General features: G+C 53.3%; 13 protein-coding genes and 2 tRNA genes. 8 read left to right on the top strand and 7 right to left on the bottom strand.

From position 1 onward, the window contains the following. Positions 1-3 precede the first annotated feature (3 nt). The 6 genes from RHI63_RS03460 (at position 4) to RHI63_RS03435 (ending at position 5,504) form a co-directional block, all read left to right on the top strand. Positions 4-951 carry a F0F1 ATP synthase subunit gamma gene (locus tag RHI63_RS03460; RefSeq protein WP_149820854.1) on the top strand — a complete coding sequence of 316 codons (948 nt, stop codon included), beginning with the start codon at positions 4-6 and terminating at the stop codon, positions 949-951. A 91-nt stretch (positions 952-1,042) separates the two neighbouring features. After that, complete coding sequence (locus RHI63_RS03455) at positions 1,043-2,032, top strand: glycosyltransferase family 4 protein (protein ID WP_225901691.1); 990 nt, start codon at positions 1,043-1,045, stop codon at positions 2,030-2,032. 74 nt (positions 2,033-2,106) lie between these two features. Beyond that, complete coding sequence (locus RHI63_RS03450) at positions 2,107-3,156, top strand: SpoIID/LytB domain-containing protein (RefSeq protein WP_310800458.1); 1,050 nt, start codon at positions 2,107-2,109, stop codon at positions 3,154-3,156. A 19-nt stretch (positions 3,157-3,175) separates the two neighbouring features. Then, positions 3,176-3,796 carry a hypothetical protein gene (locus RHI63_RS03445; protein WP_310821839.1) on the top strand — a complete coding sequence of 207 codons (621 nt, stop codon included), beginning with the start codon at positions 3,176-3,178 and terminating at the stop codon, positions 3,794-3,796. A 169-nt stretch (positions 3,797-3,965) separates the two neighbouring features. Then, positions 3,966-5,183 (top strand): hypothetical protein, encoded by a 1,218-nt coding sequence (locus RHI63_RS03440; RefSeq protein WP_310821838.1) that lies wholly within the window; start codon positions 3,966-3,968, stop codon positions 5,181-5,183. A gap of 48 nt (positions 5,184-5,231) precedes the next feature. Then, positions 5,232-5,504, top strand: a complete 273-nt coding sequence (locus RHI63_RS03435; protein WP_310821837.1) for a hypothetical protein — start codon at positions 5,232-5,234, stop codon at positions 5,502-5,504. Between the two features lie 29 nt (positions 5,505-5,533). On the opposite strand, the gene RHI63_RS03430 is transcribed toward RHI63_RS03435, so the two are convergent. Next, positions 5,534-6,169 (bottom strand): TMEM165/GDT1 family protein, encoded by a 636-nt coding sequence (locus tag RHI63_RS03430; RefSeq protein WP_310744809.1) that lies wholly within the window; start codon positions 6,167-6,169, stop codon positions 5,534-5,536. A gap of 45 nt (positions 6,170-6,214) precedes the next feature. On the opposite strand from RHI63_RS03430, the gene RHI63_RS03425 reads away from it, so the two are divergent. Next, positions 6,215-7,657, top strand: coding sequence for a TldD/PmbA family protein (locus RHI63_RS03425; protein ID WP_206201078.1), 1,443 nt, complete (start codon positions 6,215-6,217; stop codon positions 7,655-7,657). 5 nt (positions 7,658-7,662) lie between these two features. Here the strand turns inward: RHI63_RS03425 and RHI63_RS03420 are convergent. Together RHI63_RS03420 and RHI63_RS03415 are read right to left on the bottom strand one after the other, a co-directional pair. Beyond that, a tRNA-Leu gene (locus RHI63_RS03420) sits at positions 7,663-7,744 on the bottom strand. Between the two features lie 24 nt (positions 7,745-7,768). Further along, positions 7,769-9,436, bottom strand: coding sequence for a hypothetical protein (locus RHI63_RS03415; RefSeq protein ID WP_302676815.1), 1,668 nt, complete (start codon positions 9,434-9,436; stop codon positions 7,769-7,771). 113 nt (positions 9,437-9,549) lie between these two features. Here RHI63_RS03415 and RHI63_RS03410 point away from each other — a divergent pair. Next, positions 9,550-9,623: transfer RNA gene (locus RHI63_RS03410), tRNA-Arg, on the top strand. Positions 9,624-9,736: 113 nt separating this feature from the next. Here RHI63_RS03410 and fba read toward each other — a convergent pair. The 4 genes from fba to RHI63_RS03390 all read right to left on the bottom strand — a co-directional run bounded on the left by fba (position 9,737) and on the right by RHI63_RS03390 (position 12,855). Further along, a complete protein-coding gene (gene fba, locus RHI63_RS03405) occupies positions 9,737-10,816 on the bottom strand; it encodes a class II fructose-bisphosphate aldolase (protein WP_181495590.1) in 1,080 nt (359 codons plus the stop codon). Positions 10,817-10,975: 159 nt separating this feature from the next. Next, positions 10,976-11,221, bottom strand: coding sequence for a type II toxin-antitoxin system HicB family antitoxin (locus RHI63_RS03400; protein WP_206201077.1), 246 nt, complete (start codon positions 11,219-11,221; stop codon positions 10,976-10,978). Between the two features lie 2 nt (positions 11,222-11,223). Further along, entirely contained in the window at positions 11,224-12,627 is a 1,404-nt protein-coding gene (hemG, locus tag RHI63_RS03395) for a protoporphyrinogen oxidase (protein ID WP_302676816.1), read from the bottom strand. A gap of 24 nt (positions 12,628-12,651) precedes the next feature. Beyond that, positions 12,652-12,855 carry a DUF2811 domain-containing protein gene (locus RHI63_RS03390; protein ID WP_011056228.1) on the bottom strand — a complete coding sequence of 68 codons (204 nt, stop codon included), beginning with the start codon at positions 12,853-12,855 and terminating at the stop codon, positions 12,652-12,654. Positions 12,856-13,203 lie beyond the last annotated feature (348 nt).

The following is a 13,203-nucleotide window of genomic DNA, read 5'->3' as shown; positions in this document are numbered from 1 at the left end:
ACCGTGCCCAATCTCAAAGCTATTCGCGATCGCATCAAAACGATTAAAGATACCCGCAAAATTACCGAAGCTATGCGCCTCGTGGCGGCAGCAAAAGTTCGCCGTGCCCAAGAGCAGGTCATGGCGAGCCGTCCCTTTGCCGATCGCTTAGCTCAGGTGCTCTATGGCTTGCAAACCCGACTACGCTTTGAGGATGCCAATTTACCGCTATTGGCCAAGCGTCCTGTGAAGACGGTGGCGCTGCTGGTGGTGACGGGCGATCGCGGGCTGTGCGGCGGTTACAATACCAACGTTATTCGCCGTGCCAAGGAGCGTACCCAAGAACTCGAAGCCGAGGGCGTCAAGTATATTCTGGTGATTGTTGGTCGCAAGGCAGCCCAATACTTCCAGCGCCGTAATTATCCCATTGATGCCGTGTACTCTGGCCTAGAGCAAATCCCCTCCGCCAGTGAAGCGGGTCAAATTGCCAGTGAACTGCTCTCCCTCTTTCTTTCGGAAACGGTGGATCGGGTGGAACTCATCTACACCAAGTTTGTCTCCCTCATTAGTTCAAAGCCCGTTGTCCAAACCCTGCTCCCCCTCGATCCCCAAGGGCTAGAGGCGCCCGATGATGAGATTTTTCGGCTGACGACGCGGGGTTCGCATCTGGAAGTTAACCGCGAGAAAGTCACCTCAACCTTGCCCGCTTTGCCCTCCGATATGATTTTTGAGCAGGATCCGGTGCAAATTCTCGATGCCCTGCTGCCCCTGTACTTGAATAACCAGTTACTACGGGCACTGCAAGAGGCCGCCGCCTCGGAATTGGCAGCGCGGATGACGGCAATGAATAACGCGAGCGATAATGCTCAAGCGCTGATTGGAACCCTCACCCTCTCCTACAACAAAGCGCGTCAAGCTGCCATTACCCAAGAGATTCTCGAAGTGGTGGCGGGTGCTGAGGCTCTGCGCTAGGAGTTGACCTCTGAAGCTGCTTTTTGTTTCCACTTCGGTTGGCCCTCTAGGCACAGGAAAAGGGGGCGGTGTTGAATTGACGATCCTCAATATGGCTCAGGCCTTGGGCGATCGCCAGCATACCATTCACATCCTTGCCCCCGAGGGTTCCCACTTGCCAGTGGCGGCAACCATTGAACCAGTAGCGGGTGCCCTTCAAGTGCCAGCGCAGCATCAAACCCGCGATCAACCGATTACACTGCCGCCCAATAGTGTGTTAGCCAATATGTGGGCACGGGTGCGGCAGCTTCAACAGGAATTTGATGTCATTGTCAACTTTGCCTACGACTGGCTGCCCTTTTACCTGACGCCTTTTCTCAGCCGTCCTGTGGGGCATCTGGTGAGCATGGCCTCAGTTTCCGATGTCATGGATCAGGCGATCGCCCGTGTCATTGATGACTATCCGGAAACCATTAGTGTCTATACCCGTACCCAAGCCGCCACCTTCCCTTTTGGCGATCGCTGCGTGTGTTTGGGCAGTGGTCTTGATCTGTCCCTCTATGACTTTTGTGCAGAGCCAGAGGATGCCCTGTGCTGGCTGGGGCGCATTGCTCCTGAAAAGGGACTCGAAGATGCTGTTGCTGCCGTCAATGTCACCCGTACCCCTTTGAAAATCATGGGGCAACTGCAAGATATAGACTATTGGCAGCGCATTCAAGCAGATTACCCCAACGCCCCCATTGAATATCTGGGCTTTTTGCCAACACGGGAAATGCAAGCACAGCTGCGGCGCTGTCGCGCTTTGTTGCTGACCTCCCGCTGGGTCGAAGCCTTTGGCAACGTTGTCATCGAAAGCCTTGCCTGTGGCGTTCCCGTCATTGCCTACGATCGCGGTGGGCCGAGTGAAATTGTCCGTGATGGTCAAACCGGGTTTCTCATTACCCCGGATTCTGTCGAGGCCTTAATTGCTGCCATTGGCAAGATTGATCAAATTGATCGGGCGGCCTGTCGGCAGCAGGCGGAACAGGAGTATAGCTTAGCTGTTTATGGGGATAGGGTGGAGCAATGGCTACAACGGGTAGCAGCCTCCTCTCTGCCCTAAACCAGCAAATGTTGCATGGCAAATTCCGTACTCCCCTATACAATAGGCAAGGTGCTAGTGGAGATGACACCTGAATGGGCTGGGTTCTGTTCCAAGGGACAAAGCGAGGACACTCACCCTTGCTCATTTCCTTTACGATGGCCACGATCGCCAGTGCCGGCCTAGGGTTCTGGTTTTTGCGGAACCTATCCCCGACACCGATTGCTCTTTCAGAGCCAATTCCTTTACCTGACCCAATTCAACTTGAACGACCTCTGCCTCGGCCGATTTTGGATGGCCGCGATCCCCTATTAGCAACTGTCCCCAACAAAGTCCCCCAACCACCAGCGGCTGCCTCTACCCACGCCAAGGCAATCTTGCCCACAGTGCCCCCTCCTGCCCTGCAACCCGTGCCTCCGAGCCAAGGTCCTGCCCCTCAAGTGCGGGTGGCGATCGCCCGCGATCAAAGTCAACTGACCGTTGGCACCGCCGTAGCTACCGCTGTCACCAATGATCAACAGCAAGTGATGACGCAGCTTACCCCTTCCCAAGGGGTCGTGGTCACAGCCCGCGATGGCTTTTTGCTCTGGAATGGCCAACCCCTTGCCCCCTCCCTCTGGATTCGCCCCAGCAATCAACTTGCGTTTGTTGCCGGTAAATGGTATCGCGGTGTGGTGCGCCTCATTGCTCAGGGAAACACGGTTACAGCCGTCAATCAAGTGGACTTGGAACAATACCTCGTGAGTGTGGTGGGTTCAGAGGTCTATCCCGACTGGCCAATGGAAACCCTCAAAGCCCAAGCGATCGCTGCCCGTTCCTATGCCCTTGCCCAAATGTTTCAACCCGCCAGCCGCTTTTTTGATCTGGGGAACGACGAGCGTTGGCAGGTGTATCGTGGGATTGAAACCGAGTGGAACACCACTCAAGCGGCAGTCCAAGCCACACGGGGCATTGTCCTCACCAAAAGTGGACGAGTGATGGTTTCGATGTATGCAGCAACCGACGACATTGTGCGCGATGTGTTTGGCGGGCGTGGAATGAGTCAGACGGGTGCCTATGAACTGGGCAAGCGCGGCTACAACCACCTGCAAATTTTAGGCACCTACTATCCGGGGGCGGGTCTATCGCAACTGCAAACCCAATAACTCTTTGGAGGCCAAGTCCATGAAATCTCCTCTTTTAGCGACTGCCCTTGCTTTGACAACGGTGGTCTGCCTTCAGTACAGTGGGCGAGCAGATTCGCCCTTGACCTCCACCCCCTTCTACGAAGCCTATACCGATGTCCCCATGGTGATGCGAGCCAAGCGCAGTGGCCGCCTTGATCTGAAAATGTCGGAGTGGCTCTCTTCGCCGCAGGTTTCCACAGATCACAAAGCTGCCCTGATCAATGCCCTCGGCTGGGATTTCAACGGCAAAGCCAATGGTCAAGCCTACCGCGCCTATCTTGCCCTAAGACAGGGTACGACCCCTGAAAATGTCCCGCTGGAAAGCCTTACCGCCGATGAGTTAATGGCCCTAGGGTATCTCACAGCAATGGACAACTACTTTCAACCACAGCGGGGGATGTCTTTTCTCAATATGGCACAGGAACGTGACCCCGAAAACTATGCGATCGCGATGGTACGCGGCCTTGTGGAAGCACAAACCCTCTTTGATGTCAGTTGGTGTCAAGTCTGGCAAGCGGTGAATTGCGTGGATGAAAATCCGCAACTGAAACGGGATTTACGCCCGAAGGCACGGGAGATTATCCTCAAATACATGCGCTTATACCGTCGGGATTGCTAAGTTTCAGGTTATGGGGTGTATCGAAGAGTTCATTGCAAGAACGACTCAACAAAAAGGCCACCTTGCCTTTGCCAAGGGGTGGGAAAAACTGGCGATTGATAAGTGGAGGATGAATGAGTATCAAGCAGTGATCTCAGCCCTCAACCATGCCTTAGCAATGGATCCTACCATGGCAAGATGTTGGTACCTGTTGGGCATGATCAGTGGTGTTGATAGTGATTTACAACAGGCACTAGCAGCCTACGAAAAAGCGATTGAACTGAGACCTGACTGGCAAATTGGCATTGACTTTCTCAAGTGTACGAGGTACTTGATTTACGTTTATAAAGATGTAGAAGAGCTACAGGATTGCCGTCAAAAAATCAGAGAATCCGTTGCCGAGTTCTATCAAACGTTTCAGAGTTTCTCTTTAGATAAGAAACAATATCTCTCGAAGTGGCTGGGGAATGTGAATACATTTTTACTGCCCTATCAAGGGAAAGAAACCCGCGATGTCCAACAACAGTATGGGCAGATGATCTACGAAATCATGACCAGTGTGATTCCAGCCGCCAAAGAACGCCCCCCAATGCCACCAGTGAAGGCCAATGAACCTCTACGGATTGGGTTTGTTTCAGGGCACTTTCGTGGGCATACGGTTTGGAAGTTGCTGCTCCACGGCTGGCTTAAACATCTTGATAAAGCACAATTTCAGCTTTATGGCTACTACGTGCGAGATGATGGCGATCGCTGTACGGAGCAAGCAAAAACCTACTGCCATCGCTTTGTCATGGGCACCAAATCACCCGCAGAATGGTTTGAGCAGATTCGTGCCGATCAATTACATCTAGTGATTTTCCCCGAACTGGGCATGGATCTGGAACTGATCAAGATTGCCGCTCTGAAATTAGCGCCGATTCAATGTATGTCTTGGGGGCATCCCGACACCTCTGGCTTACCCACAATTGATTATTTCCTCAGTAGTGAGTTGATGGAACCGCCCGATGGCGAAACGCATTACACAGAAAAGCTGATCAGGCTAAAAAATTTGGGGATTGCCTTTAGTCCGCTACCCCCCGGCCCGCGATCGCCCATTACGCGGGAGGAATTCGGCCTCAAAAGCGATGCCGTTATCTACGGTTGCCTGCAAAGTGTCTTCAAGTATCTCCCCCAGTTTGACGACATCTATCCCGAAATTGCCGCAGCAGTGGGGAATTGCCAATTTGTCTTTATAACCCACTTTATGACCAAAAACAGCCGCCAGCGGTTTGAAGGACGTCTAGAACGAGCTTTTGCTGCCAAAAACCTTGACTATAGGGCGTACTGCTTCTTCTGCCGCCCCTTAAACTTCTATGGTTTTACCTCAATGCTGCATTGTCTCGATGTTTTCCTAGACAGCCTTGAATGATCAGGGGGGAATTCTACCCTTGAAGCCCTCTACTATGCCCAAGTCCCTATGGTGACCACACCAGGACGCTTTATGCGGGGGCGGCATACCGCTGGTATTCTCACACTCCTAGAGCTACCGGAATTAATTGCACCAGATGTTTCTGCCTATATTCAAAAAGCCATTGAACTGGGTCAAAGTGCTGAGTATCGCCAATTTATCCGCGAAAAAATCCAAAACAATCTGCCGAAGGTGTTCGAGGATCAAGCCGGGGTACGCTCCCTTGAAGACTTTATGCGCGCTGCGGTGCAGGAGTTTGCCACCTCTGGCCGCCTCCTATAACCAATTGGAGTTCTAGATTCAGAAGCGGCTCAAGAAGCCCTTGGCATCCCTTGCAAGGCGGTAACAATCGCGAAGATTAAAAATAGGGCACCACCGCCCAAGGTCAATGTCCGTTCGGAGATGCGTCCAGCCATCAGGCCGCCGCCTAGAACCGCGATCGCGGCACAAATCCCGTGGCCAACAATGGCACCAAGGGCAACGCCCAAGGCATGGCTCGCGGCAGCAAGGGTAATCGTTGCAATTTGGGTGCGATCGCCCCATTCAGCAATGAAGGTGAGACTAAAGGCCTCCACAAAAGTCGCCCAAGCAGGGTTACTGCCCCAACGGCTGAGATTGGCTTCCGCCTTTTCAACGGTTTCCACTGCCGCTTCACACTCATCCTCACAGGGGCTATCCCCCATTCGCCAGCCTTGAATTAGCATCTTGAGACCAAAAACAGTGAAGAGCAAAATCGCCGCATAGAAGGTGAACTCTCGCGGTAAAAGTTGAAAGACCTTGCCCACGGCCACTGAAAGCAGTGTCATCACAATTAAAGCCGCCCATGACCCTAGGAAGACCCACCGCTTGCTGTGACGGGTCGCCAAAATCATGGCAATAAAGAAGGTCTTGTCTCCCAGCTCAGAAATCGTGATGAGGGCCAGCCCCGCAGTAAAAGCCGTTAGCATGGAAAAGAATTCAAACTTTACCATGCCTCAGATTAGCACGCTGCCATGACGACACCGAAGAATTTCACCGCCCTTTTGAATCAGGTGAATTTACCCCTTGATTGGCTTGGGCTGCGTTATGTTGAGGAGATTGTCACGACTCGCAGTGCTCGGGATGGCTACCCCGAGGTGAACCAGCGATCGCGCCAGCGGGGTGTCATGGTTGAGGTGCTCGTCGATGGTCAATTTGCCTATACAGCAACCCCAAATTTGCAACCCAGTGCTATCCATCGGGCGATTCAGCAGGCCTATCAACAGGCGAAAACCGCTGCCCATTGGCGAGTCTTTAACTTTACGCCAGCGGCACGGGGCAAGGGCAAGGGACACTATCGATCGCCCCAGCGGCAACCTTTTGACCAACTTTCAGCCGCTGAATTGAATCACTTACTCCAAGACCTTTGCCATTGGCTCAAGGTTAGTGACGACATTGTGCAAACCCGTGCCTTTGTGCAAACTGTAGAGACCACCACTCAGTGGTTGACCAGTGATGGCAGTCAAATTGAACAGCAATTTTATCAAGTGCTCACCGATATGAGCGCCACGGCTCAGGGGGCAGGGGTAGTGCAGCAGCGAACCGATCATGGTTGGTTAGCCCGCTGTTATCAAGGGGGTCTGGAATGGCTGACGACTGATCAATTGAGCGATCGCGCCCGCCACATTGGCGAGCAGGCCGTTGAACTCCTCAGTGCCCAAGAGTGCCCAGAAACAACGACAACACTGGTACTCGCCCCCGATCAAATGATGCTGCAAATCCACGAGAGCATTGGTCATCCCCTAGAGCTAGACCGCATTTTGGGGGATGAGCGCAACTATGCCGGCAGCAGCTTTATTCGCCTTGAGGACTTTGGGCAGCGGCAGTACGGCTCCCCCCTCTTGAACGTCACGTTTGATCCGACCGTTGCCGGTGAACTGGCCAGCTATGCCTTTGATGATTTGGGGGTGGCGGCTGAACGCATCTATCTCATCAAGGAAGGACGCCTCCTGCGCGGTCTGGGCAGCCTTGAAAGTCAGCAGCGAGCGGGTGTCCCTGGTGTTGCCAATGCCCGTGCCTGTTCTTGGAATCGTCCCCCCATTGACCGGATGGCGAACCTGAATATTGAGCCAGGGACACAGTCCTTTGCCGAGATCATTGGCAACATTGAGTCGGGGGTGTACATGGAGTCCAATCGCTCTTGGTCAATCGATGACTACCGTCTCAAATTTCAGTTTGGCTGTGAATATGCCAAGCGCATTGAAAATGGCCGCCTGACCCGCACACTGCGCAATCCCAACTATCGCGGTACCACCCCTGAATTTTGGCATAGCCTCATTGCGGTGGGAGATGCCTCCACCTTCGGTATTTTTGGTACACCGTTTTGTGGTAAAGGCGAACCCAATCAAGCCATTCGTGTCGGTCACGCTTCACCGGTGTGTGCCTTTGCCAATATCCAAGTCTTTGGCGGGGGTTGAATCAATGGGCGAGGTCAGACTCGAACTGACATGGGGAATTCCCGCTACATTTTGAGTGTAGTGCGTCTACCATTTCGCCACTCGCCCTCAGACTTATTACTATACCATGCTTTAGGACGACTGAGTCATCTCCAGAGCGTGACAAGCGCGATCCACAAGGGTCTGTAGGGCAGGCAGTTGCTCGGTGTGTTCTGAGTAGTACAAATTGGCATTGCCGCGATCGGTGTCCTCCCAAAACTTGGGCTGAGCCTGGCGCAGGCGATCGCAATTTTGCTGAAAGAGACGCTTAAACCCCGCCAAGCCGAGAACCGCTGCATCCTCCACCATATCCTCAACAATCCGCTGCGCAAACTGAGGTTGCTGCCGTGCCAAGTAAAAGAGGGCGAGTCCCATTTGTAGGAGGCGAACCCCTGTACTTTTGCCATAGGGGCGATCGCCATTTTGGGGTTGACGCAGTTCCGGTGGATTATCTAGGCGAAGCATTTCCTCCAAGAGTTCCAGTTGCAGTCGCTCCTCCCACTGCTGCTCGTTCACCAAGATTAAGACCTTCTTTAGCTCAGCGGCAAAGACATCAACAATGAAATACAGTGCAGGACTATTCTGTGCTAACTCATAGACTTCATTCCCGTAGGCACGTAGATAATTCACACACTTTTGGGTGAGCTGGGGGCGCTGGTAATGCACCAGACTCTCAATAAACCGCCGATAGTGAAAGGCCAAGTTATAGAGATTGCGTGCCTCGTTGTAACGACTGCCGTGTTTAATGGCAAAGCGCATCATTGTATTAAAGCGAATAATGATTAGGTCCAGCAAAATGTCATCCCCCATACTGAGAATGCGGTGGGCGATCGCGCACATCTCAGAGCCACACAGCGACGCGAGAGGAAACTGCTCCTCCTCCAAAAAGCGCACATAGGCATTGCCGAGGAGCCGAAAACACTTTTGCTCATAGAAGGTATGGTTCTCTTCAATCTGGCTAAATTGGTCAAACATCGTCTTGAAGGCAATATCCCCCATCACCGCACCGCTGAGGCGAAAGAAATAGGCTGGGTAGTCGGGCTTGCAACTGATGTAGTGCTGAAGCAGTTCACTGACTGCACCAATAATCTCGGCCTGCGCTCCCCGAAACGCCACATAGGCCAGCAAATCATCCAATTGGTTCAATCCCGCGATCAGGTGAGCCTGACTACGGCGCAAAAACTGCGGTTGATAGGACACCCCATCCTTGAGAACAATGCCCAGTTGACTCATGTAGTGATACTGGCGGCGGTAAATTTGCTGAGCCACACTTTCTGGCTGGATGGACTTGAGAATGTAGAAGATGTAGGGGAGGGCCGTCAAAATTGCCAAGGGCAAGAGGCCGTATAAATTCAACAGGATGCTGCCGACAGGATGCCGTCCCAAGTCCTGCAAAACCTTGATGTAGAAGATATGGGCACCCCCCAAAACCAGACACCAGACATAGATCAGGCTCGTCCAGTCCTGCATGTACAGTTCAGTAATTTTGGGGATATTTTGCGCCGCAATGGAAATCACAATGATTAACGTACCGAGGGTGAGGCCGATGACCGAGAGCCACACCTCTGGGGCAAAGCCAGTATCAAAGGTACCAGCAACCAAGCCAGCAAAGAACCTTGGGGCAGTTGCTTTTAGATGAGCGAGGACAAGATTAGCACTGCTATCCAAGAGGGCAAGGGCAGCCAGACTCAGACCAAAAGCCACAAGCGATCGCGGCAGATGGGGAGTGGTCAAGAACCAGCGGTGGAGTTTCTTCAGCATCTATCCGTTTGAGTCAAGGGTCTCCGCTCCCGACTATGACACACCCGCGCGCAAATTTCCTGTCGCCCCTTTGATCTCTCTGGGAATTCATGCTAGGATAGTGTTCCTGACTTGGGCTTGTAGCTTAGTGGATTAGAGCGGCTGACTACGGATCAGCAGGTCGGGGGTTCGAGTCCCTCCAAGCCCGTTGAGTAAAGCTGAATAAAACTATAGAGCTATTATTTTTTATTCAAATCAAAAAGGGTGACCGTAGCCACCCTCTATCACGTTACTTATCGTTGCTCAGCGATCGCAGAGTGCCTAGACCACCACGGTTTTCTGAGTCACTTGTTTCAGTTCACCTTTGGCATATTTGGCAGCATAGTCATCAAGGCTGAGTTGCTTAATTTTGCTGGCATTGCCGGCGGTACCAAATTGCTGATAGCGTTCAGCACACACTTTTTGCATGTATTTAATGGAGGGCTTGAGGAAGTGACGGGGGTCAAATTCCTTGGGTGCCAAGGCGAGAGCTTCACGCACCGCAGCGGTAATGGCCAAGCGGTTGTCGGTGTCAATGTTCACTTTGCGGACACCGCTTTTGATGCCTTTTTGGATCTCTTCCACAGGCACGCCGTAGGTTTCAGGAATTGTGCCACCGTACTGGTTGATGATGTCAATTAATTCTTGGGGCACTGAGCTAGAACCGTGCATCACCAAGTGGGTGTTGGGCAAACGACGGTGGATTTCTTCCACGCGGCTGATGGCGAGGATTTCACCCGTGGGTTTGCGGCTAAATTTATAGGCACCGTGGCTGGTACCAATGGCCACTGCAAGGGCATCCACTTGGGTACGCTCCACGAAGTCCACAGCTTGATCGGGGTCAGTGAGCAGCATTGAGTGATCGAGGGCACCTTCAAACCCATGACCATCTTCGGCTTCCCCTTTACCGGTTTCCAAAGAACCAAGGCAGCCGAGTTCCCCTTCCACGGAAACACCAATGGAGTGCGCGACTTTTACCACTTCGCTGGTGACGGCCACGTTGTACTCATAGCTGGCGGGAGTTTTGGCATCCGCTTCAAGGGAGCCATCCATCATCACACTGGTAAAGCCGTTGCGAATGGCGGAGTAGCAGGTGGCAGGCTCGTTACCATGGTCTTGGTGCATGACAATGGGGATGTGGGGGTAGGTTTCCACCGCAGCCAAAATCAGGTGACGCAGGAAGTTTTCCCCAGCATATTTACGGGCACCCCGCGATGCTTGCAAAATCACGGGACTGTCGGTTTCATGGGCCGCCTGCATGATGGCTTGGATTTGCTCCATGTTGTTGACGTTGAAGGCGGGAATGCCGTAACCATTTTCGGCTGCGTGATCGAGCAGCAAGCGCATGGGTACGAGTGCCATAGGGTTATGTCCTCCTTAGTAGAGCGGATGTATCGCTTCGTTAACCTTACCGATAATCTTAGGCTATGTTTGCTCGTTTATGTTACAGGGGAGCGATCGCTGGCCTATTGAGAATACAGTCCTTTTCTATAGATCAGCCGTACCCAAAGAGGGTGAGGTTCAAAAAATCTCCCGTACGGGAACTTCAATGCCGTTAATCATGGGTACGGCAATGCCCCGCGAGACATGGAAGTAGATCCAATCCTCTAAGAGTTCGGAGAGATGCTCGCGGCATTCAAGCACTGTCTTGCCATGGGCCTTGACCCCCTCAAGGTCTGGAATTTCACCGTAAATCAGGCCATCCTCTGCATTGAAGTGATAGATAGCCCGCTCAAGAGCCGCATTCATATAGTCCGACAGCGACATCCCTAGGGCTGGCCTCCTGAAAGGTAGGCAGCAACAGCAGCAGCGGTTCGATTGCCATGTTCAACACGATCGCCCAAGGCGACACCCTCAGCATAGTTACTACACAGGAAAAGGCCGGGGGTTTGACTGAGGGCATGGGTCACCTGCTGCCACTGCTCAGGGTAGCCGACAATATATTGGGGAATCGCCCGTCGCCAAACCTTCATACCGAGTAAGCGTGCCTTGGCTGCGGGTAAATCAAGGAGGCGGCTCAAATCCTGCTGCACCTGCTGGACAATGGTTTCTTCGCTGAGGCTTGCCAAATCAGGATCCGTGGCACCGCCAATAAAACTCGTAAAGACTTGCCAACCGGCGGGAGTGCGTTGGGGAAAGAGACAGGACGACCAAATGGTGCCAAGGGTGCGGATGCCCTGACCGCGAGGAATGAGTACCCCAAAGCCGGGGCGGACACTGCGCCCGAGTCCAGCGGGGTAGGCCAAGACCACACAGGCCACGGTGGGATAGGGGATGGTAGCCAAAACACGGGCGATCGCTGGCTGAAAAGGCGCTACCAACTCTGCAGTTTGATAGGCGGGCGTTGCCAAGACCACACTGCGGGCGTGCCACGTTTGCTCACCACTGCGCAGCAGGTAGCCACCCTTGGATTCTGGGGTAATTTCCTGAACCGGGGTTTGCAGGTGAATCGGTGCCTTCAATTGTTGGGCGATCGCCCGAGGTAGCACAGCCAAGCCTTCCTTAAAGGAGCCAAGTTCCCCCGGTCGCATCTGCACACCCGTAGGCGGCTTCGGTTTAGGGGCTTGTTGACGCCGTAGGCGCAGGGCACCGGCAATGAGACTGCCACCCAGTTTTTCCAGTTGGGCAATACGACGAAAAGCAGCAGCGGCACTCAGTTGTTGTGGATCACCCGCATAAACCCCAGAGACAAAGGGCGCCACCAGCCGTTCAGCCACCTCTTGCCCCAAATGGCGACGGAAAAATGAATGAACTGATTCATCGCCACTGCCCAGATAGGGGGGCACAAACCCCAAGGCACCAAGGGCTGCCCGCACTTTTCCCCAAGGGCTGAGCAGATTTGAAGTAGCCAAGGCAAGGGGACGGGTGGGTTCTAGGGGGTAGAGGTGTCCCCGCCAGTAGATGTAGCGCGGTAGGTGGCGATCGCCCCGAATGAGTTCCGACTGCAAGCCCAGCTCAGCAATGAGTTGTAACAGGGCAGGGGTCGGTGCAAAGCTATTGGGACCCAGTTCCCAGACAAAGCCCTCCGCTGCTTGTGTCGTAATATTCCCCCCAAGGCGATCGCTGGCCTCTAGGACAACCACACTGTACTGGGGGGCGCTTTGCTGCAACCGCCAAGCCAGACTCAGGCCACTGAGGCCACCACCTACAATTGCGACATCTACCTCACTCACCCGTTTTGCTACCCTCCAACGTGTTTAGGATCGCTTGAACAACGAGTCGAGATAGACCCGTGCTGTGCGGCGATCGCATTCTCCATTTTGCAGCAAAAAGAGGGACAGTGCGGCCACAAAGACGCGATCCTGATCCCAATCGGGATGCCGCTCGAGGTAGTATTTCAGGGTCTCGTGTAGCTCCTCTGGAATCTCGGCAAGAATACTAATCGTGGCTTGAGCGTTCATACCGTGAGTTACCTCAATAAAACCAAGACAAAATTGCAGGCGCCATCAGCTCGCCCTGGGTAAACCTGTGGAAAACTCCCATAAAAGTTCTGACCAAATCCCCAGACCCCTGACTCAGAGCGGGATTTAGCCCTACATTCACAAGGTTTCAGAGCAAGTGAATCTCTATCCGTGGAACTCCATTGTCTGGGTTGTCCTAGGGTCTGTCAATCCTTGTTTTCACCGATCTTGGCGATCGCAATCCACGACAGAATCAGCGTTTCCGGACTTTTGACGCTCCTTGCGTTTTCCCCAAGGCTCCAGCAGCAGTTATCCCCAGAAATGCCTTGAAATCCGATCACACCGTCA

The sequence above is a fragment of the Thermosynechococcus sp. GLH187 genome, from assembly GCF_031583395.1.
GTDB lineage: Bacteria > Cyanobacteriota > Cyanobacteriia > Thermosynechococcales > Thermosynechococcaceae > Thermosynechococcus.
This window is presented reverse-complemented; position numbering and strand designations above follow the sequence as displayed.

Coding starts and splice junctions, on each gene's coding strand:
- RHI63_RS03455 (WP_225901691.1), top strand. CDS start 1,043: ATGGCTCAGGCCTTGGGCGATCGCCAGCATACCATTCACATCCTTGCC.
- RHI63_RS03450 (WP_310800458.1), top strand. CDS start 2,107: ATGGGCTGGGTTCTGTTCCAAGGGACAAAGCGAGGACACTCACCCTTG.
- RHI63_RS03445 (WP_310821839.1), top strand. CDS start 3,176: ATGAAATCTCCTCTTTTAGCGACTGCCCTTGCTTTGACAACGGTGGTC.
- RHI63_RS03440 (WP_310821838.1), top strand. CDS start 3,966: ATGGCAAGATGTTGGTACCTGTTGGGCATGATCAGTGGTGTTGATAGT.
- RHI63_RS03435 (WP_310821837.1), top strand. CDS start 5,232: ATGGTGACCACACCAGGACGCTTTATGCGGGGGCGGCATACCGCTGGT.
- RHI63_RS03430 (WP_310744809.1), bottom strand. CDS start 6,169: ATGCTAACGGCTTTTACTGCGGGGCTGGCCCTCATCACGATTTCTGAG.
- RHI63_RS03425 (WP_206201078.1), top strand. CDS start 6,215: ATGACGACACCGAAGAATTTCACCGCCCTTTTGAATCAGGTGAATTTA.
- RHI63_RS03415 (WP_302676815.1), bottom strand. CDS start 9,436: ATGCTGAAGAAACTCCACCGCTGGTTCTTGACCACTCCCCATCTGCCG.
- fba (WP_181495590.1), bottom strand. CDS start 10,816: ATGGCACTCGTACCCATGCGCTTGCTGCTCGATCACGCAGCCGAAAAT.
- RHI63_RS03400 (WP_206201077.1), bottom strand. CDS start 11,221: ATGTCGCTGTCGGACTATATGAATGCGGCTCTTGAGCGGGCTATCTAT.
- RHI63_RS03390 (WP_011056228.1), bottom strand. CDS start 12,855: ATGAACGCTCAAGCCACGATTAGTATTCTTGCCGAGATTCCAGAGGAG.